We start from the raw sequence: 20752 nt of genomic DNA, 5'->3' as shown, positions 1-20752 counted from the left end.
AAGAGGCTGCCTTGGAAAATTCGCTTGCCATCAAGATTACCCGGCGCAACCTGCTCAAGGCAGGCGCCGTTTCTGCCACCGCGATGGCCACGCCATCGATGACGGTCGCCCAGCAGGCCACGCAGGCCGGCATGCAAGCCATGTCCACCACCGTGACCTTGCGCGTCAATGGCGCGGCGCGCGAGGTGTCGCTGGACATGCGCACGACGCTGCTGGACGCACTGCGTGAACACCTGCACCTGACCGGCACCAAGAAAGGCTGCGACCACGGCCAGTGCGGCGCCTGTACGGTGGTGCTGGACGGGCGCCGCGTCAATTCCTGCTTGACGCTGGCTGTCATGCACGACGGGGCCGAGATCACCACCATCGAAGGGCTGGGCACGCCAACGGCACTGCACCCGATGCAGGCCGCCTTCGTCAAGCATGACGGCTACCAGTGCGGCTACTGTACGCCCGGGCAGATCTGTTCGGCGGTGGCGATGCTGGAAGAGGTATCGCAAGGCGTGCCCAGCCACGTCAGCGCCAGCCTGACCGAGCGCCCGCTCTTGAGCGCGGAGGAAATCCGCGAACGCATGAGCGGCAATATCTGCCGCTGCGGCGCGTACGCGAACATTCTTGAAGCCATCACCGAGGTGGCGGGGAGCAAAGCATGAGGCCCTTTACCTACGAGCGCGCCCGCACCCCCGCCGACGCCGCCGCCAGCGCCGCCCAGGTGCGCGGCGCGCGCTTTATCGCGGGTGGCACGAACCTGCTGGACCTGATGAAACTGGAAGTGGAAACCCCCACGCATCTGATCGACGTGAACGGCTTGGGCCTGGACCAGATTTCAGAGACGCCGGACGGCGGCTTGCGTGTGGGCAGCCTGGTGCGCAACACCGACCTGGCAGCGGACGAGCGGGTGCGGCGCGATTACGCGGTGCTGTCGCGCGCCGTTCTGGCGGGCGCCTCCGGGCAGATCCGCAACCGCGCGACCACCGCTGGCAATCTGCTGCAGCGCACGCGCTGCCCGTACTTCTACGACACCAACATGCCCTGTAATAAACGCGCTCCCGGTACCGGCTGTTCGGCCATGGGCGGCGTGACGCGCCAGTTGGCCGTGATCGGCGCCAGCGAAGCTTGTATCGCCACGCATCCCAGCGACATGGCGGTGGCCATGCGCCTGTTGGACGCCCAGGTAGAAACGGTGCGCCCCGACGGCGCCACGCGCGTGATTCCAATCGCGGACTTTTACCGGCTGCCTGGCGATACGCCGCACATCGACAGCAACCTGGAACCCGGCGAGCTCATCACGGCAGTGAACTTGCCCAAGCCCATGGGCGGCGTCCATGTGTACCGCAAGGTGCGCGACCGCGCGTCGTTCGCCTTCGCGCTGGTGTCCGTCGCCGCCGTAGTGCAGGAAGACGGCAGCGGCCGCGTGGCGTTGGGGGGCGTGGCGCCACAGCCGTGGCGGCTGGATGCGGCCGATGCCGCGATACCGCAAGGCGCCCGTGCAGTGGCCGACCGTCTGCTGGCAAACGCCCGACCCACCGAGGACAATGCGTTCAAGCTGACGTTGGCGGCAAGAACCCTGAGTGCAGTGCTGGCGCAAGCGAGGGCCTGACGCGATGAAATTCGATACTCCCGCCACCCAAAATCCCATTGATCAATTGAAGATCGTGGGCCATGCCGTCGACCGCATCGACGGCCCCTTGAAGACCACGGGCAAGGCGCCCTACGCCTATGAACAGCATGACGCCGCACCGCAGGCCGCCGTGGGTTACGTGCTGGGCGCGGCCATTGCCAAGGGCCGCATCAGCAGCATGGACATCGAGGCGGCACGCCGCGCGCCGGGCGTGCTGGCGGTCGTTACCGCGCAAAACGCCGGCAAGCTGGGCAAGGGCAAGATGAACACCGCCGTGTTGTTGGGCGGGCCGGACATCCAGCACTATCACCAGGCCATCGCGCTGGTCGTGGCCGAAAACCTGGAGCAGGCGCGCGCCGCCAGCCGCTTGATCCGCGTGCAGTATGAACGCGCGGCCGGTGCGTTCGACCTGGCGGCGGAAAAGGAATCGGGTAGCAAGGCCGGCAAGAACGACGGCAAGAAAAACCCGCGCGAAGACCGCGTCGGCGACTTCGAAAGCGCCTACGCACAAGCCCCGGTGAAGATCGACCACCTCTACACCACGCCGGACCAATCCCATTGCATGATGGAACCGCATGCGTCCATGGCGGCCTGGGAGGGCGACTCGCTGACCTTGTGGACGTCGAATCAGATGATCGATTGGGGGCGCAGCGACGTGGCCCGCACGCTGGGCATCCCGCGCGAGAAAGTGCGGCTGATCTCGCCCTACATTGGCGGCGGCTTCGGCGGCAAGCTGTTCGTGCGGGCGGACGCCTTGCTGGCGGCGTTGGGCGCGCGCGCGGCGCGGCGGCCGGTGAAGGTGGCGTTGCAGCGGCCCTTGATCGCCAACAACACCACGCACCGCCCGGCTACCATCCAACGGGTGCGCATCGGCACTACGCAAGACGGCAAGATCACGGCCATCGGCCACGAAAGCTGGTCAGGCGATCTGCCCGGCGGCGGTCCCGAAGACGCCGTGCAGCAGACGCGCCTGCTCTATGCCGGCGCCAACCGGCTGACCGCGCTGAACCTGATGGAGCTGGACCTGCCCGAAGGCAATGCGATGCGCGCCCCGGGCGAAGCGCCGGGCCTGATGGTGCTGGAGATCGCGGTGGACGAAATGGCCGAGGCCGCGGGCGTGGACCCGGTGGAATTCCGCGTGCGCAACGACACGCAGGTGGACCCCGCCAAGCCCGAACGCCCGTTCTCGCAACGGCACCTGATTGAATGCCTGCGTGTGGGCGCGGACCACTTCGGGTGGGCCGACCGCAGCGCGCAGCCAGGCACGCGGCGAGAAGGGCGCTGGCTGGTGGGCATGGGCGTGGCGGCGGCGTTCCGCAATAACCTGGTGATGAAATCGGCCGCGCGCGTGCGCCTGGACGCGGCCGGCCAGGTCATCGTGGAAACCGACATGACCGACATCGGCACCGGCAGCTACACCGTCATTGCGCAGACCGCAGCGGAGATGCTGGGCGTGCCGCTGGCCAAAGTCATCGTGCGGCTGGGGGATTCATCGTTTCCCGTGTCAGCGGGGTCGGGCGGCCAATGGGGCGCCAACAGTTCCACGGCCGGCGTGTACGCGGCCTGCGACAAGCTGCGCACCGCCATCCTGCAACGGCTTGGGTTTTCGACCGACGGCGCGGTGTTCGCGGACGGGTCGGTCACCGACGCCAGCGGCCGCACCGCCACGCTGCGCGACGTGGCGGCGGGCGGCGAGCTGGTCGCCGAAGACGTGCTGGAATTCGGCGACCTGGACAAGAAGTTCCAGCAGTCCACGTTTGGCGCGCACTTTGTCGAAGTGGCGGTGGACGCCGCCACCGGCGAAACGCGCATCCGCCGCATGCTGGCCGTGTGCGCGGCGGGGCGCATCCTCAATCCCAAGACCGCGCGCAGCCAGGTGATAGGCGCCATGACGATGGGCGTGGGCGCGGCGCTGATGGAGGAATTGGCGGTGGATAATCGCGCGGGCTATTTCGTGAACCACGACCTGGCCAGCTACGAAGTCCCCGTGCATGCCGACATCCCCAGCCAGGAAGTCATTTTCCTGGATGAAACCGACCCGATTTCGTCGCCGATGAAGGCCAAGGGGGTAGGGGAACTGGGCCTTTGCGGTGTGGGCGCGGCCATCGCCAACGCGGTGTACAACGCCACCGGCGTGCGGGTGCGCGACTACCCCATCACGCTGGACAAGCTGCTGCCCGGGTTGCCGGATCTGGCTTGACGGCCAGGGTGTTGCGGTGGCCCGGGCGTGGGTTCAGTTCTTCTGGATATTGTTGGCGGTGGCAATAGGACGCAGCTTCGCGATGTCTGCCTTGACCCGCTGCGCGTAGTAGCTGCCGGACTCGAAACCGGGTTGGATACCGGCGGCCAGCAGTTTGTCCGAGGTCGTCTTGTCGGCCAACGTATCCGCCAAGGCCTGCTCCAGCTTTTTCTGAACATCGGCGGGCAACCCCTTGGGGCCGACCACGGCGAACCAGGATTCCATCTTGAACCCGGGGTAGCCGCTTTCCGCGATGGTCGGCACGTCCGGCATCAGCGGCGAGCGTTTTTCGGTGGTGACCGCAATGGCTTTGATGCGGCCGCTTTTCAAGGCGGACGCGGCGGCGGGAATGGCGTCGAAGCTCAGGGGAATCTGGCCGCCCATCAGGTCGGTGATGGCCGGCGCGCTGCCTTTGTAGGGCACATGCATGACGTTCACGCCTGCCGCGGACCACAACATTTCACCGGCAAAATGAACGGTGGATCCGTTGCCATGCGAGCCATAGGAATAGGTGCCGGGGTTGGCCTGGATGTTCTTGATCAACTGAGGCAGGGTCGAGGCTTTTTCCTTGTCGTTGGCCAACAGCACCAGGCCAGTCGAACCGATGATCCCCAACGGCGTGAAACTGGTCTGCTCGTTATAGGGCAGCTTCTTGTACAGGATCGGGTTGACGGAAAACGTGGTTGCCGTGCCAAGCAGCAGTGTGTAGCCGTCTGGCTCGGACTTGGCTACGGATTCAGCCCCGATGATGGTGGCCGCGCCCGCCTTGTAATCCACAACGACCTGCTGGCCCAGCCTTTCGCCCAACCCCTGCACCAGGATGCGGGCGACGGTGTCGACCGTGCCGCCTGCTGGAAAGGGCACGACCAGCCGGATGGGTTTTTCTGGATAAGCTGCCTGGACCGGGTTCACGCCCAGCCCTGTGGATAGCGCCAGCGCCAGGCCCAATGCCAATGTTTTGATCTTCATATTTTCCCCTTGATAGCTTGCTGTTGGTGATGACAACGACACCCGGGCCGAGGCGTCTATGCACCTTCGGTCCGGTCGGCAGGATAGGTGTCAGCCGTAGGCGATGGCGTTCTTGGTGTCCACGTTGTTCGTGTCCAGTTCGACAATGCGGTTGAAATCTTCGGCGTCGTCGATGCTGGCGGCGCTGGCGGCCCACACCGCGCCGACTTCGCTGCTGATGGGCAGGGCCAGTCCGGCCTGCGCCATCATGTCGATGGCCAGGCGCACATCCTTGCGCATCAGTTGCATGGTGAAGCCGGAATCAAAGCCCTTGTTCAGAATGCGGCTGGGATAGTTGTAGAGCGTCACGCCGCTACGGCCCGAGCCTGCGTTGACGGCTTCGATCAATTGCGCGGTGTTCACCCCGGCGGCTTCGGCAATCTTGAACGCCTCGCTGGCGGTCAGCAGGTGCGACGCGACCAGCAGGTTGTTGATGAGCTTGGCGATATCGCCCGCACCCACCTGGCCAATCACGTACCGTTTGGTTCCCAGTGCGGACAGTACCGGTTCGGCGGCGCTGAGGTCCGCGGGCGCGCCGCCGATGAACATCGTCAGCTCGCCGCTTTGCGCGCCGCGCGGGCCGCCACTGACCGGCGCATCCACGAACCTGACGCCGCGCGCCTGCAGGACGACAGCCAGGGCCTGGGTAACGGTGGGATCGGCCGTCGTCGTGTCGATCAACAGCAGGCCGGCGGGCGCCAGGGCGGCGATGCCTTCCTCGCCTTCTACCAGGCTGCGCACGATGGCCGAATTAGGCAAAGACAGCACCACGGCTTGCACGTCGGCCAGCAGTTGCGCCAGCGTGCCGGCGGCGTTGATGCCTTCTTCCAGCGCCACGCGGGCTGCCAGCTCGGGGTTTGCGTCCAGCCCCGTGACCTGAAAGCCCGCGCGTTTGAGCGACGCCGCCATGCCGCGCCCCATTTTTCCTAATCCAATAACGCCAATTGCTTTGATGTCCGACATGATGCGTGTTCTCTGAGTGAGGGGTTGGCGGGGCTCAAGCGCCCGCGCCAACGGGGATCCAGACGCTTTTGGTCTGGGTGTATTCGTACAAGGCCTCGACGCCGCTTCCGCGCCCGTAGCCGCTGCTTCCATAGCCGCCGAAGGGCGTCGAGACATGCATGTCTCGGTACATGTTGATCCAGAAAATGCCAGCCCTGACGCCCGCCGCAACGCGATGTGCGCGGGCGATGTCGCGGGTCCACACGGCGCCCGCAAGGCCGAACTCGCTGTCGTTGGCGATGGCGATGGCTTCTTCTTCGGTGTCGAAGGGGATGGCGACGACAACGGGGCCAAACACCTCTTCGCGCGCAATGCGCATGGTGTTGCTTACGTCCTTCAATACTGTGGGTTCGACGTAGTAGCCGTGGCCGCGCGCCGCCACCTTGCCGCCCGCCACGCATTGCGCGCCTTCGGCCAGACCCACGGCAATCAGGGATTCAATGCGGTTCAGTTGCGCCAGGTTGTTGATCGGGCCGCTGTCGGCGGATTCATCCAGGGGCGCGCCAATCTTGTATTGCTTGGCGGCCTGCGCGAGTTCGGTTACGAAGTCGTCGTAGATCGGACGTTGCACCAGCAAGCGCGAGCCGGCCGCGCAGTTTTGCCCCGTGTTCGCAAAGGCTGCCACCACGGCGGCGTTCACCGCCGCCTTGCGATCGGCGTCCTGGAACACGATGTTGGCGGATTTGCCGCCCAGCTCCAGCAGGCAGGAAATCGGCCGCTTGGCGGCTTGCGCATTGACCTTGCGGCCCGTGCCCACCGACCCCACGAAGACGATCTTCTTGATGTGATCATGCGCAATGACGGGCTCGCCTATCGTTTGCCCCAGCCCGTTGAGCACATTGATCACCCCGGGCGGAAAGCCGACCTGCACGGCCAGGTGGGCCAGCACCAGCGACGACAAGGGCGTCAGCTCCGAGGGCTTGATCAGCACGGCGTTACCCGTTGCCAGGGCCGGCGCAATGTTCCATGCGGCCAGGTACAGGGGCGAATTCCACGGCATGATGGCGAACACCACGCCCAGCGGCTCGCGCAGGGTGTAGTTCAACTGCCCGCCCGGCACCGGCACCACATTGCCGCCGAACTTGTCGGTCCAGCCCGCGTAATAGCGAAACGTCTCGGCGACGGCCGCCAATTGCGCCCGGCAACCCTTGATGGCTTTGCCGGTGCTGGCGGCTTCCAGACGCGCCAGCGGGTCGGCAACCTGGTTGACCGCCTGCGACAGCGCCATCAGCAGTTCGCCACGACGCTGGGCGGACAGCGCGGCCCAGGCCAGAAAGCCCGACTGGCTGCTTTGCAAGGCCGCGTCCACCTGCGACGGGCTGGCGTCGGCGTAGCGCAACAGCGTGGTTTCGTCGGCGGGGTTGGTGATGGTGATGGGCTCGCCATCGCCCGCCAGCAGGGCGCCATGGACATAAGATCCGATCTTCGGATCCGGGCCGATCAACTGCACCAACAGTTGTTGGACGATCTCTGAATAGGGCATCACGGTCGCCACCTTTGGAATCGCGGACACGCGGGTCACGGCTTGGCCGCTTCGGCGTCGAGCTCGGCGAACAACTGCTTGGCAATGCGCGTGCATTCGCTGCCGGTGGGCACGCCGCAGTACAGCGCGGATTGCAGGAAGACTTCGCCGATTTCTTCGCGGGTCAGGCCGTTGTTCAGCGCGCCGCGGATATGGATCTTCAGTTCGTTGGGACGGTTCAGCGCGGCCAGCATGCCCAGGTTGACCAGGCTGCGGGCGCGGCGGTCCAGGCCCGGGCGGTCCCAGATGTCGCCCCACAGGTTGCGGATCGCAAAGGCGCGCATCGGTTCGCTGAAAGCATCGGTGGCGGCAGCGGAGTTGCTTACATACGCTGCGCCCAGGACTTCGTTACGGATTTCTTCGCCACGCGAAAATAGGTCTTTGCTCAAGGTCGTCTCACCAGATTGGGGTCGTGATCAGGAATCGGTGAGGCCAGTGTAGGAAGCCGAGGGGGATGGCGTAAGATGCAAAAAAAGCCATCACGATAACCAAAGGTTTTCGGCGTAAACGCTATGACTCTGGACCAACTCAAGGCCTTTTTGGCTGTCGTCGAGCACGGCAGCATCCGGGCGGGAGCCCGTTCGCTGGACGTAGCGCAAAGCGGGCTGACCAAGCAGATCCGCCGGCTGGAGCAAAGCCTGGGCGCGGCGCTGTTCGTGCGCGCCAATAGCGGCATCGTGCTGACCAATCACGGCAATACCTTGCTGGCGCGCGCCCGCATCATCCTGGGCGAATGCGAACGGGCGGAACAGGACTTTCAATCCTTGCGCGGACAGTTGAGCGGGCGATTGAATGTCGGCGCGTCATCCGAGGCGTTTGCGCGCTTTCTGCCTCAATGCATTGCGCAGTTGCGTGACCAGCATCCCGCCGTCAGCGTGCATGTGGCCAGCGGACCGTCCACGACCTTGCTGTCGGGCATACGCGAAGGCAGGCTGGACTTTGCGGTGACGCTGGTGTCCAAGCGTAGCGACATGACGGACTTGCGCAGCGATCGGCTCACCGCCTCGCGGCCGCGCATTTTGTGCCGTAAGGGGCACCCGCTCAGGCCCGCAACGTCGATTCGGGAACTGGTGGGCAGCGATTGGGTGAATACCGCCCGCTTGGGCGAGGAAGGCACGCCGTCGAACCGTTTGGGCGACTGGTTCAAGCTGAACGGGCTGCCCGAGCCAAACATCGCGATTTCGGTGGAGTCCCTGCTGGACACGCTGAACCTGATCACGAGCTCCGACTTCCTGTTCCTGGGGCCCGAATTCGTTTTGCAGCAAAGCGGCTTCGAATACAAGTTATCGGCCCTGGACATCGCCGAACCGATTCCATATTCCGATCTGTGCGTGGTGCAGCGCGCGGCCGTGCCCTTGGCGCCGGCCGCTCAGGCACTGGCTTCGATGCTGATTTCGTACGGACGGATGTCGGAAAAGGCCCGCGCACCGGCCGTGTAAGCCACGCTGCGGGTCACGAGCAAGGCATGAGCCTGGCGCCCGGTCGCGCGCGGCCATATCGATGTCGGCAAGCCAACGCACGTTGGGGTCGGCCGTAGCCTGAATCCGACATGTGGATGTCGCCGTTGAGCAAGGCTGTCGCGGTGCTTGCGCGTCGCAGCAATATTCTCTGAAAACGCTGTATGGCACGTGAAAAGCATGTTTTGCAACGCAGCAATACAGTTCGCACCCACGCCCCGGATTCAACGCGAAATATCTGATTTATCAGAGCGCCAATTAAGCTTCCTCCTAGTTAATTTCGCGCGCTCAAATCGTATCGTTCAGGGACTCGCAATGATCCACCACGCAGTCGTTTTGCGGGTCATTCGAGCACGCTTAGCTTGGCACGAAAGTGCCATCGCCATTCTTATCCCTGAATAGAGGAAATCGCATGAAGCGCAGTATCGTGACATCCCTGGCCGCCTCCGGCTTGCTAGTGGCAGTGTTGGCCCCGGGGGCGAGTTTCGCCGCGGGGGGTACCGTCAATTTCTTCGGCTCGATCAACGACGTAACGTGCGACGTTGAAGGCAGCGCGGGCGGCGCCAACGGCGTGACCGATGTGCCCTCTTTCGGCACCGTCAAGCCTGAAGACGTTGTCAACGGCTCCGCGCCTGAAAGAGACTTCCAGATCAAGGTGCACGGCTCGGCCGATTGCGCGAACGACACCAAGGTAAGGCTGCAATTCCATTCCAATCACCCGAACGTCGACAAGGTCACTGGCAACCTGAAGCTGGTGGGTGCATCGCCGGCAGCCGGCGTGCAGATCCAGATCCGCAACAATCGCACCGAAGCTCCCGTCAACACCGCGCCTATCCGCCTGGGCATCACCGACACCGACCCGCAAGTTGCCGAGGTCAAGAACAACCAGGCTGTGCTGTATTACTCAGCGAAGTACGTGCCCGAAGATCCCACTGCCACGTCGGTCGGCTTCGGTGACGGCGATTCGTATGTGACTTACACGCTGCGCTACAACTAAGCGCGACACTGCCATGACGACGATCACCGGGGCGTTTGCCCGTCATGCGTTCGCGCACGTGCTATCGCTCGCCTTGGTCCTGTGCGCCTGGGTGGTTCCCGCCCAGGCCGCACTGGTGCTGCAAGGCACGCGTCTGGTCATCAAGTCCGACGCGCGCGATTCCATCATGATCATCCGCAACAACGGAACTACGCCCGTGCTTGCGCAAAACTGGATTGACGACGGCAAGGAAAATGCGCTGCCCGCCGACATCCGCGTGCCGTTTGTGTTGACGCCGCCCGTCATGCGGATTGAACCGAACAGCGCGTCCAATATTCGCATCACCTACACCAAAGAGCCGCTTCCCTCTGACCGGGAAAGCCTTTTTTATTTGAACGTCGTTGAAACGCCGCCGCGCGATCCGTCCGCCGTGAACGTGTTGCTGTTCTCATTTCACACACGTATCAAGATTTTCTTCCGGCCCGCATCCATACCGGACGAGGCGGCCACCGCGCCCGACAAACTGACGTGGAAACTGGTGCGCACCACCGGCGGAAAACGTCAGCTTGAAGTCACCAACCCCACGCCGTTTCATGTGTCGTTTGCGCGTATCGGGCTGGTGTCGGGCAAACGAACCATTGCCGTCGACAACGGCATGGTGGCCCCGTTTGGAACATCGAACTTCGCGCTGGCCTCGAATGCGGCCGGCTTGCAAGAAGCGCAATCCACCGTTCAGTACGAAGCCATCAACGACTTCGGCGGACGGCGCACCCTCAACAAGCTCCTGCTTGATTGAGCTTTCCTCTCGGCCCTAGTCGGTGGAGCTTTTCCGGTTTGATGAACATTAGACTTGCGCGGACTTCCGTTCGCCATTCCGCTTGCGCGCGTTTGCGAACGCGGCGCCGTGTCCGGGCGACCGCCCGCGCCGGAAGCTGCCTGCTGGCCGCCGCGTGCGCCATGGCCGCCGCCAACGCATGGGCGCAAGACGAGGTCGCAATTTTCGACTCCTACATGCTGATGCAGGAAGTGGGTGGCCCCTCCATCGACACTCGCCGTTTTCAACGCGCGAACTTTGCCGATCCGGGCATGCACCGGCTGGACCTCTACTTCAACGGGCAATGGCGCGGGGTTGACGACATTGAATTTCGCAACGTGCCCGGCCAGGACAGCGCCGTGCCTTGCTACAACGCCGCCATGCTGGAACGTGGCGGGCTGGACCTGGGCAAGGTGTCGCGCGCTGAAGGCGTTGAACCCTTGCCCCGCGAGCTGTCCTGTGAGGATCTGTCGCGCTACGTGCCCGGTGCAAAAATCCGCGTCGACATGGCGCAGCTTGGCTTGTACGTGACGTTTCCGGAATACCTGCAACGCTTGGCGGTGTCGAACCGCTGGGTGGACCCTTCCCAATGGGATAGCGGCATCACCGCCGCGCGTCTGAACTACAACGCCAACGTCTTCACGACCGAAAGCCAGGGCCGGCGCATGACGCGCGGCTATGCGGGCATCAACGCGGGCTTGAACCTGGGCGCGCTGCGGCTGCGCCATACCGGTTCGGCGTTCTGGTCGCAAACCAGCGGCGCGCAGTACCAAGCCAGTTCCTATTACCTGCAGACCGACATCCCCGCGTGGCAATCGCAGTTGCTGCTGGGCGAAAGTTCCACCAGCGGGGAACTGTTCGACGCCGTGTCGTTCAGGGGTGTGCAGCTATCCAGCGATGACCGCATGCTGCCCGAAACCCTGCGCCACTACGCGCCCATCGTCCGGGGCACCGCCAACAGCAACGCCAAGGTCTCTGTCTATCAACGTGGGTTTCTCATCTATGAAACCACCGTTGCCCCCGGCCCCTTCGCCATCGAGGACGTGCGCGCCGCCAGCTATGGCGGCGACCTGGACGTGCAGGTGACCGAAGCCGACGGCAGCACGCGCAGCTTCGTCGTGCCGTTCGCGACCATCGTGCAACTATTGCGGCCCGGCGTGACCCAGTACAGCCTGACGGCCGGCCGGGCTGCTGACCGGGGTCTGCGCGGCCCCTCGCCGTATGTGCTGCAAGGCACGCTCAAACGCGGCATGGGCGATGCCATTACCGGCTACGGTGGCCTGGCGTTTACCGACCACTATGGCTCAGCGTTGCTGGGCGCGGCGATGAGCACCACCCTGGGTGCCTTTGCCGCGGACCTGACGGCCGCCCGCGCCAAGGTGCCGCTTGAAGGCAAGCGCGCCGGCGCCAGCTACCGGCTCACCTACAGCAAAGACCTGCCCAACAGTGGCACGAACCTTTCGCTTTTGGCTTACCGCTATTCCACCAGCGGCTACCTGGGCCTGCGCGACGCGGTGGCGTTGGGCAATGTGTCGCGCAACTATCGCTACCAGGGCGATGGCCGCATGCGCAGCCGCTTCGACCTGAACGTCAGCCAGAACCTGGGCGCAAGCCTGGGCAGCATGTATGCGTCGGCGTCCACCGCCAACTACTGGTCACGGGCCGGCAGCGACGTCAATTACTCGGTTGGCTACAACAACGACTGGAGAGACGTGTCGTATTCCATCGCGCTGCAACGGGTCCATAGCGCCGGCATGGGTAGCTATTGGGGGGGAGGGGGCAGCGCGAAAAGCACGCAGGTGACGCTTAGCGTCGCCATCCCGCTGGGTCGCCGGGACATGACTTCCCGCGCGCCACGCCTGAGCGGGGTCTACACCGGTGACAGCCGTGACGGCGCGCGCTTGTCGTCCAGCGTCAGCGGCCCGTTGGACGATCGCGGCGCGGGCTCATACTCGGTGTCGGCCGCCCACAATGGCCGCAGCAACGCCAATTCCGCGGACGCGGGCGTGGGCTACAACTTCCCGCAAGGTTCGGTGTCGGCCAGCGTGGGGCAGGGCCGGGGGTATCGGCAAGCGTCCCTGAGCGCAAACGGCGCCATGCTTGTGCACGGCGGCGGGGTGACGCTGGCGCAGACCATGGGCGAAACCGTGGCGCTGGTTCACGCCAAGGACGCCGAGGGCATGCGCGTGGGCTATGGTGTCAACCGCGTGGACGGCAGCGGCTACGCGGTGGTGGGCAGCCTGAGCCCCTACCGCTTGAACTCGGTGGACGTGGACCCCGCCGACCTGCCCGTGGACATCGAGCTCAAGACCAGTTCGTTGAATATCGCGCCCCGCGCGGGCGCCATCATCAAGCTGGTCTACCCCACGCTGCGCGCGCGTCAGGTGTTGATCCTTAGCAAGCTGGCCGACGGGTCGCCCTTGCCCTTCGGCGCCGAAGCCATCGACCCGCGAACCCGCACCGCGGTGGGCGCGGTGGGGCAGGGCAGCCGCATTGTCATGCGCGCGGAAAGCGACCAAGGAACCGTGCGTATCGAATGGGGAGCCGGCCTTGGCGAAAGCTGTCACATCGACTACGAATTGCCCGCTCGCCACACGCGCGGCGACAGCGCCTACGACATCCTGGAATTGGAATGTGTTCAAGACCAGCCAGCCCCTGCACAGCAAGGCGGCGTCGGGCCGCTGTCCCTCCGATGAGCGCGCGCGTGCTTGCCGGGTGGCGTGGGGTGTTGATGCTGGCGACGGTGGCGGCGTGCGTGATTGCGCCCGTTCGCGCCGTGCAGGCGGATTTGGTCGTGACCGGCACGCGCTTCATCTATCCGGCGGGGCAAAAGTCGCTGACGCTACGCACCGGCAACACCGGGCAGCATCCCATCCTGGTGCAAAGCTGGCTGGATTCCGGCGATTTCACCGCCGACCCCAGCCGCGAAACCGTGCCATTCCTGCTGACGCCGCCCGTGTTCCGGCTGGATCCCACAGGGCGCATGAGCCTGCTGTTGCGGCACACGGGGGAACCCATGCCGAAAGACCGGGAGTCTGTCTTCTGGATCAATTTCCTGGAAGTGCCGGCGCGCGATCCGTCGCAGAAAAACTTGTTGCAGCTTGCGGTTCGGTTGCGGATGAAAGTGCTGTATCGGCCCGAAGGCCTGCCGGGGTCGGCCAGCGAGGCCATCGGCAAGGTGGCATGGACGTATCACGCGGCTGACCGCGAAATCGAGGCGCATAACGAGACGCCGTATTTTGTGTCGTTGGCTCGGGTGGAGTTGGAGGCGGATGCGGGCGCGGGCGGCGGTTCGCCCATCACCCCCATCACCCCCATCACGCTAACCGGCCTGACCGTCGCGCCGCTGGCTCGCACGCGGTTCTCGTTGCCCGCGGGCGCCGCGCCGCGCCTGGGAGAAGCGGCGTTGCGTTACTACGCGGCGAACGACGACGGCGAAATCATCGAAGCGAGGGCGGCGCTGCGCCGGGGGAATGCGCGCGGAACGCAATGAATTCACTCAGTCCGGACGGCACGGCCAGAGCGCCGCCCGGCATGTACGGAGAATGACATGGGAAAGAGACGATTACGCCATCCGGCGGAGCAGGGTGCATGGGCGGCGCTGGTGGTGGTAGCCGTGATGGTAGTGCTGGGCGCGCTACCGCAGTCCGCGTCAAGCGCCCAACAGGACGCGTGGTTGGCTGCTAATTGCACCAATTTCAGCGGTGGGCTATCTAGCGGATGGGAACCCGTAGAACCATTGACAGCGCAATCACAGAAGGGGCAGGTGCTGTACGAAAAGCGCACTCCGATGAGGATTGGCTCTCGCCTGGTCAGGATGCCTGGCGCGACAGGCAAGTACCAGGTGGCCACGACGGCGATGTGGGCCAACGCGTCCAACATGGCCGGCCAAGCCGCCAAGACCAATGTCCCAGGAATCGGCTTGCTCTTCAAGTTGCGGGAACTGGAGGCGCCTGTCTATGTGCCCTTGGTGATGGACGTCGTCGACATCGTGGCAGAACGTGATCATCAGGCACACGCAGCTGAGTTCGAGTATGTACAGCAGTTGGTGCTGCTGGTTCGGCCCGAGCACTTGCCACGCCGTATGAAAGTGACCGGGGTGGCGCCCGGCGTCGGACTCGTTCTTACGTTTTTCACGGCGGAGGAAGGATATGCCGTGCGAGGGGCGCTGAGTGACATGCCGTCCTGGCAGGGTTACCCCCCCACGGTACCGCCCGCCAAGATCTGCGCGCTGACCGAAAAATACATGGGCGACCAGGTTTTCAATATGGGTGGCCATACTGGGGATACCATTGACATCTTTCACGCTTGCGAAGCCGGCGCGCATCAAGACGTTCAGGTGGAAATGCTGCCCGCCTTCATCGCCGACTTTCCCGCCGAAGGTTCGGTGTCGGCGCCCAAGCCGTTTCAGATCAGCTTGAACCAATGCAGCGCGTTTGCGCGGCCACAGGTCAAGTTCAGGGCCAAGAGCGGCTTGGTGGCGGGCACGGATTCGGTCCTGGCCTTGTACGACACGACTGCCAATGGCAAGAAGCCCGCTCAAGGATTCGGCGTCATCGTCACTGATAGCCAAGACCGGCGTATACGATTCGGCCCCGTTGGCGGCGCGTATGGCCCCGAGTACGTGATGACGACACAGGGTGACGGTGCGCAGTTGTCCTTGGCTGCACGCTATATCCGCACAGCACGCAACCGGCAAGACGTGGAAAGCGGCGAGGCCAACGCCGCGGCGGAATTCACCTTCGAGTTTCCCTGAGCCCGAATTCTCCAGAGTCTTGCCGCGCGCACCCCGCATCGAACTTGTCACGCAAAGGCGGCGCAATCCTCTCGGAATGCGCCGCCTTTTGTCATGGCCTCAACGCGCCTTACCAGACGGTCCCGGTGTTGTGGCCCACCACCGCGCCGCGCGTTTGCAGCAACCACTGCCCCCACCAGTAGTTGACGGTATTGCGTGCATGCGATTGATGGATCAGCCCTTCATTCACGCCCACCAGCCCACCCATGGTCACGAACAGGCCGCCACTGACGTTGCCATGGGCGGTGCCGCCCAGGACTTCGCCGCCGACCAGGTTGGTGCCAACCAGGCCGCCTATCCGGCTATGGGTTTCCCCTCGGACGGTGCCGCGCGCCACGCCTTGACGGATCATGCCGCGATTCACGCCCGCCAGGCCGCCCACGTTAGCTCGGTCTTTGCCGGCGACGTTGCCTTTGGCTTCGGCGTTGGTAAGCATGCCGTTGTTGTAGCCCACCAGTCCGCCCACAGCACTGTGGTCGCCGCCGCTGACGTGACCGCTTGCGGCGACCTTCTCGATGACCCCGCCGTTGTAACCGGCCAAGCCGCCCACGGAAAAGGCCGATCCGCCGTTCACCTGGACCCGCCCGAACGCGGCGGACTCGGCAATGGTGGCTTCGTTCGCGCCGACCAGGCCGCCGAAGTGGCCGTTGCCGGAATCGCCGCTGTGCGTGACGGCCCCCCGGGCTTGCACGTTGTACAAGGTGCCGCCCGCGCCGTGATACCCGGCGAATCCGCCGGCATGGACGTTGCCCGAGACCTGCACGGCGACATCCGCGCGGGAGTCGTTGATGTAGCCGCCGTTGTTGTCGCCGATCAGGCCGCCCACGCGCCCTCCCTTCGCTTGCAGCGTGGATCCGGTAACGCTCACGTGTTCGATCAACCCGCCGTTGCCACGGCCCACCAAACCGCCGACCGCACCTCGACCTGCGCCCAGGTCGGTCATGCGTACCCCCACTGCGTGCACGTTGGCGATGGTTCCTGAATGGGTGCCCACCAGTGCACCAGCGGCCTTGTCGGGCGATTGTGCGTCGCGCGCGGTGGTCACCGAAATGTCTTCCAGGTTCAGGTTTCGGATGTGGCCGGAGGACTGTGCGAAAAGGCCTGCATGGTTGCCGCCGTTGACCTCGAATTTGCTCAAGGTGTGGCCGAAGCCTTCGAATTCACCGGTGAACGCCTCGTGGTCGTTACCGATGGGGGAGACCCGTCCGCCAGCCTCAATGCTCTTGCCCAGCGCGTAGCGGCCGCTCAAGTCATTGTTCATGGTTTCCCATTCGCTGGCCTGGTTGATGACGGTGTAGCGGCCTTCGCGGGTTTCGTAGCTGCTGCCCTTGCCGGTCAGCGCAATGGACACGCCCTTGCGCAGAGCGAAGTTGGACTTCGAAAGAAAGGCCAGCGCCGCGTTGTCGCCGCCCAGCGTCATGTTGGCATTGATGCGCAGGTCGCCATCCAGCGATTTCGCGGTGATGCCCGCGCCGTTTCCACGGGCGGTCAGCGGGGCGTTGATGTCCAGATGCCGCGCGGCTTGCAAGGTCAGCGAGTTAGCGCCATCCCATTCAAGTGGGGCGTCGATGATCACGTCGCCGCTTGCGCTGATCAACGAGATGTTGGTCGTCGCCAGGCTCTTGACCACAGTATTCGCGCTGAGCGCGGCACTGCCTCGCTTGGCTGCCGAGGCGACGCTCATATTGTTGGCGGAGATCGACCACATGCCGGTCTGCCCGGATGCACCCCGGGTGTCGACTTCAACACCAGGCTGGATGACTATGGCGTTGCCCTTCACCGACACCGTACCGCCGGCCATCGTCGCGCCACCGTTGGCGGAAAGTACTCCGCCGACGTTGACGTTTCCAGACTCACCTCCATCCAGAACGATGGATCCGCGTGTTCCGTCGAGTGAATTTGCTTCGATCAGGCCATCGTTATTGACGACTAGCGAGGGAATGTCGGCGCGATCTCGAGCGGTTAAATGCACTTGGCCACCATTGGCTGTGAGCGTGCCGATGTTGTGCAGCTCGGCGTTCAATGCAGCCTGATCAATTTGCAGGCTCAGTATCGAATCGCCGTCGAGAGCCAGGGTGAAGACGTCGCCCGCCGCCAGCGCGATCTCGCCCTGGTTCGCCTGAATCGAACCGAAGTTGACGATGGATTTGCCCATCAGTATCACGCTGCCGCCGCTTTGCGCCTCGATTTCGCCGGCATTGGAGATGCGGTTTCGTTTGGAACTGACGAAGCGCATCGGCCCTCCCTTGAGAAAATCATCATGAGCCAGATCGCTGGCCGCTACTACCAGGCTGCCCACACTTACCCGCGAAGACGCGCCAAAAGAAATGCCGTTGGGATTGACCAGAAACACACGTCCGTTGGCGTTAATGTTTCCTTGAATGTTGCTGAAGCCGTTGCCTAGCACTTTATTGAGCACTGCCGAAGATCGCCCAGGTTGATCGAAGACCACCTGCTTACCCGCCCCAACGTCAAACCGTTGCCAGTCGATGATCAGCTTGTCCGTCTTCTGGTTGACCCGCATGGTGTTCTTGTTCGCGTCGATAGCGATATCACCGGTTCCATGCTTGATCACCCCGTCCTTCGGAAGGTCTTGTGCACCGGCCACGCCAACAACTCCCATCAACGCCAGCGCAACAACAGACATCCGCACCCCCCCCGACGATTTTCCACGCCGGCGCGCGCATTCACTGGCGGCAACCCAGCCCCCCGTGCTTCGCTCCAAACCAATGCAAAAGTCTTGTTCATGTTTTCCTCCTGGGAAATTGCCGCGCCCGCACGCTTGCCGTGCGTGGGCGCAGCGGGTGGGTAAGACTCAGAAGTAGCGGGTGGCTTGCACCCAGAACAGGGGTTGCCGGTCGTTTTTCGCGGCCTCGTTGCCTTGACGCAAGGGCCAGGCGGCGCTGACGTTGACCGCGTGCTGGGCACCGCCATGCGCGATGCCCACGCCGAATGCGCTTAAGCATTGGTGGTTGCGTTCGGATGTCCAGGCGCGCTTGTTCACCTGCACGGAGCCCGTATCGAAGAAGGCGGAGAACTGCAGGCCGGGCAGCGGCAGGTAACGTAGTTCGCCGGTGGCTTGCCAGCCTTCGTCGCCGCTGGCGGTGCCCGATGCGTAGGCGCGCACGCCATAGGGGCCACCCAGGCTGAATTTCTCAGCGCTGTCCAGATTCTTGCTGGCCCACTGCGAGCGCACCCGTCCGTATAACTGCACGGGGCCGGCCACGCGTTGCAGGCGGCTTGCGCTGAGGTTGACCACGCCGAAGCCGCCGGCTGCATGTTTGGCAAGCTGGTCGTCACGCCGCTGCGTCTCGTCGCCAAAGCGCAGCTTGCCGTGTGATACGCCAAGGTAAACCCCATTGCTGGCGCCGCCCCATAGCGAATCGCGGACGCTGGCGTTGATCGCGGCGGTCCATAGGCCGATGCGATGGGCGCGGGTCAGGTCGAAGTAGTCGTAGCTATCTCGCAGGCGCTTGTGTTCGTATTGCACCAAGGCCTGGACATTGACGTCGCGGCCGCGCAGCAGGCTTTGCCGTACATAAAGCTGTGAGGTCTGCGCGCTGCCGTGGGCTTGCAGCACGGCAAACTCGCGGCCCAGTTCATAGCGCATGTTGGACGCACCCACGCCGACGCGGGTCGACCATGGGCCTAGGGGAAGCTGGTAGTCCAATTGGTAATAGCGCTGTTCGCGGTCGCTGGACAGCAGGCGCGCGTCGAACTGGTCGCCCAAGGCCAAGGGGCTGTTGAGGCTGGCCGCCACGCTAAGGCGGTATTCGCCCGTGTAGGCGCCGCCAAAGTTGTCGGCGTCGATGCTGCCGGCAATCCAGGGGCCGGGTTCGGCGTTGACGACAAGGTCGGTTGTGCCAGGCTCGGCGCCCGCCCGTAACGTACCGGTCGCGACCACGCCGGGCAAGTCGTTCAGCAGCAGCAGCGCCTGGTCCAGGCTACGGCCGTGTACTGCATCACCTGGGTGCAAGGGATCAAGCAGGGGCGCAAGCACGCCATCGCGCGCGCGCGATGTGTTGTTCAGCAGGACCTTGCCGTAGGCTCCTTCCACGATGCGGATGCGAACCAGGCCGCCCTGGATTTCCTGCGCGGGCAGGTATGCGCGCGCCAGCAGGTAGCCGTCATGCCGATAGTGTGCCGAGAGCCGTTGCGCGGCGGCGCGCAAGCCGTTCAGGTCTTGTTCCGACCCGAGCAGATCGGCCAACAGGGCCTGTAGCGTGGCTTCGTCGTAAGCGTGGTTGCCGTCCAGCAGGAAGCCGTTGACCAAGACCCGGCTGTTTTTGGCGGCTTCGGTTTCGGCGGTGTCCGCAGGGGCGCGTTGGGCGGGAACATTCAGCGCAGGCGCCTCTGACGCGGGGGGCGGCGTGGGGATTGTGGCCTCCAGGTCGCGGAGGGTGCGGCCAGCGTTGGGGCGGCCCACGTCAGGGCGGCCCGCGTTAGGGATTTGCGCCCAGGCAGGCTGAGCGCAAAGCAAGAGCACGCAAACGGAAAGGCGGTGAGCCGTTTGGTGAGCGAATCGGGGTGCGAATCGGGGTGCGAATCGGTGAGCAAAAAAGAAACGAGAAACGGCATGCGCCGCCAAGCACCCTCGCGTATCAGGTTGCCGCGTATTCATTCTTATCATTCGAAGTTGCCGGTGTGTGGTTGCCCGACCCTACTGGCGCAGGCACTGGCTTCTGGCCGGTCACGGGGCAATCGAACGACTATACGGAGCGCGAGGGGGACAAGCTCTATGAGGACTATGAAAGCCCTATATGACGATTACGAATCCCGCATCGTCGCGGCGCGTGGGCATGGCAGGGGCGCCAACGCTGCTAGCGCGAAATCACGTCGTCGGCCATTTGCTGGCAGGAATCGGCGAATTCTTGCAGCGCCAGGTCTAGCTGCGCCACGATGGCGTCCAGCGACAAGTCATGGTCGTCAGGGTTCATGCAGGCGCCGCTCAACACCGAGCAAAGCCTGCTCAATTGCGTGTCGCCCGTCATCTGGGCCGCTCCCTTGATGCGGTGTGCCAAGTGGCGCAGGGCGGCACGGTCGTCGCGGGCATGAAGCAGTCGCAGGCGTTGCAGGTCAAGGTCATTGGCCTGGATGAAGGCGTTGGCCAAGGTACGGATGCGTGCTGGATCGGCGCCGGTCAACTCGGTGACGGTGCGTGTGCGGTGTTCGTGTCGCAGAGTCGGGGTGTTGAGAGCGGCAAGTGCGGGGGCTTCGTCATCACTGAGGAAAGCGCTGCGCGAGGGGGCGCAATAAGCGGTTTCGTCGCGGTCTTTTTTCTTCATGGGCTTGCTGATATGGCCTGTTGCGGGTATGCG

General features: G+C 64.2%; 16 protein-coding genes. 9 read left to right on the top strand and 7 right to left on the bottom strand.

Annotated elements, in window-relative coordinates:
- Nucleotides 1-11 precede the first annotated feature (11 nt).
- From paoA to paoC, 3 genes are read left to right on the top strand one after another with little or no spacing between them, the layout of a single operon-like run.
- Nucleotides 12-653: an aldehyde dehydrogenase iron-sulfur subunit PaoA gene (gene paoA / locus P8T11_RS11185; RefSeq protein ID WP_268081884.1), complete on the top strand. Its 642-nt coding sequence runs from the start codon at nucleotides 12-14 to the stop codon at nucleotides 651-653.
- On the top strand, nucleotides 650-1600 hold the full coding sequence (locus P8T11_RS11180; protein ID WP_268081885.1) for an FAD binding domain-containing protein: 951 nt from the start codon (nucleotides 650-652) through the stop codon (nucleotides 1598-1600). Before paoA ends, P8T11_RS11180 begins: the two co-directional genes overlap by 4 nt.
- 4 nt (nucleotides 1601-1604) lie before the next feature.
- Nucleotides 1605-3821, top strand: coding sequence for an aldehyde oxidoreductase molybdenum-binding subunit PaoC (gene paoC, locus P8T11_RS11175; RefSeq protein WP_268081886.1), 2217 nt, complete (start codon nucleotides 1605-1607; stop codon nucleotides 3819-3821).
- 33 nt (nucleotides 3822-3854) lie between these two features.
- On the opposite strand, the gene P8T11_RS11170 is transcribed toward paoC, so the two are convergent.
- From P8T11_RS11170 to P8T11_RS11155, 4 genes are all read right to left on the bottom strand, one after another.
- Entirely contained in the window at nucleotides 3855-4829 is a 975-nt protein-coding gene (locus P8T11_RS11170) for a Bug family tripartite tricarboxylate transporter substrate binding protein (RefSeq protein ID WP_268081887.1), read from the bottom strand.
- A 90-nt stretch (nucleotides 4830-4919) separates the two neighbouring features.
- A complete protein-coding gene (locus P8T11_RS11165; protein WP_268082386.1) occupies nucleotides 4920-5822 on the bottom strand; it encodes an NAD(P)-dependent oxidoreductase in 903 nt (300 codons plus the stop codon).
- Nucleotides 5823-5865: 43 nt separating this feature from the next.
- A complete protein-coding gene (locus P8T11_RS11160; protein WP_268081888.1) occupies nucleotides 5866-7353 on the bottom strand; it encodes an aldehyde dehydrogenase family protein in 1488 nt (495 codons plus the stop codon).
- A 35-nt stretch (nucleotides 7354-7388) separates the two neighbouring features.
- Entirely contained in the window at nucleotides 7389-7781 is a 393-nt protein-coding gene (locus tag P8T11_RS11155) for a carboxymuconolactone decarboxylase family protein (protein ID WP_100856808.1), read from the bottom strand.
- Nucleotides 7782-7904: 123 nt separating this feature from the next.
- Between P8T11_RS11155 and P8T11_RS11150 the strand changes: the two genes are divergently transcribed.
- The 6 genes from P8T11_RS11150 (at nucleotide 7905) to P8T11_RS11125 (ending at nucleotide 15395) form a co-directional block, all read left to right on the top strand.
- The gene (locus tag P8T11_RS11150; RefSeq protein ID WP_050449283.1) at nucleotides 7905-8831 is read left to right on the top strand and encodes a LysR substrate-binding domain-containing protein; all 927 of its coding nucleotides are present in this window, start codon (nucleotides 7905-7907) and stop codon (nucleotides 8829-8831) included.
- Between the two features lie 430 nt (nucleotides 8832-9261).
- Complete coding sequence (locus tag P8T11_RS11145; protein WP_268081889.1) at nucleotides 9262-9846, top strand: fimbrial protein; 585 nt, start codon at nucleotides 9262-9264, stop codon at nucleotides 9844-9846.
- Between the two features lie 13 nt (nucleotides 9847-9859).
- Nucleotides 9860-10621 carry a fimbrial biogenesis chaperone gene (locus P8T11_RS11140; RefSeq protein ID WP_268081890.1) on the top strand — a complete coding sequence of 254 codons (762 nt, stop codon included), beginning with the start codon at nucleotides 9860-9862 and terminating at the stop codon, nucleotides 10619-10621.
- A 161-nt stretch (nucleotides 10622-10782) separates the two neighbouring features.
- Nucleotides 10783-13335 (top strand): fimbria/pilus outer membrane usher protein, encoded by a 2553-nt coding sequence (locus tag P8T11_RS11135; protein WP_268081891.1) that lies wholly within the window; start codon nucleotides 10783-10785, stop codon nucleotides 13333-13335.
- A gap of 8 nt (nucleotides 13336-13343) precedes the next feature.
- On the top strand, nucleotides 13344-14132 hold the full coding sequence (locus tag P8T11_RS11130) for a fimbria/pilus periplasmic chaperone (protein WP_268081892.1): 789 nt from the start codon (nucleotides 13344-13346) through the stop codon (nucleotides 14130-14132).
- Between the two features lie 297 nt (nucleotides 14133-14429).
- Entirely contained in the window at nucleotides 14430-15395 is a 966-nt protein-coding gene (locus P8T11_RS11125; RefSeq protein WP_268081893.1) for a fimbrial protein, read from the top strand.
- Between the two features lie 109 nt (nucleotides 15396-15504).
- Here P8T11_RS11125 and P8T11_RS11120 read toward each other — a convergent pair whose 3' ends face one another.
- The 3 genes from P8T11_RS11120 to P8T11_RS11110 all read right to left on the bottom strand — a co-directional run bounded on the left by P8T11_RS11120 (nucleotide 15505) and on the right by P8T11_RS11110 (nucleotide 20719).
- Nucleotides 15505-18081, bottom strand: a complete 2577-nt coding sequence (locus P8T11_RS11120) for a filamentous hemagglutinin N-terminal domain-containing protein (protein WP_277550416.1) — start codon at nucleotides 18079-18081, stop codon at nucleotides 15505-15507.
- Nucleotides 18082-18249: 168 nt separating this feature from the next.
- A complete protein-coding gene (locus P8T11_RS11115; protein ID WP_268081895.1) occupies nucleotides 18250-19860 on the bottom strand; it encodes a ShlB/FhaC/HecB family hemolysin secretion/activation protein in 1611 nt (536 codons plus the stop codon).
- A gap of 394 nt (nucleotides 19861-20254) precedes the next feature.
- A complete protein-coding gene (locus P8T11_RS11110; protein WP_268081896.1) occupies nucleotides 20255-20719 on the bottom strand; it encodes an Hpt domain-containing protein in 465 nt (154 codons plus the stop codon).
- Nucleotides 20720-20752: the final 33 nt, after the last annotated feature.

The organism is Achromobacter spanius (assembly GCF_029637605.1).
In the GTDB taxonomy this organism is placed as follows: Bacteria; Pseudomonadota; Gammaproteobacteria; order Burkholderiales; family Burkholderiaceae_B; genus Achromobacter; species Achromobacter spanius_E.
This window is presented reverse-complemented; position numbering and strand designations above follow the sequence as displayed.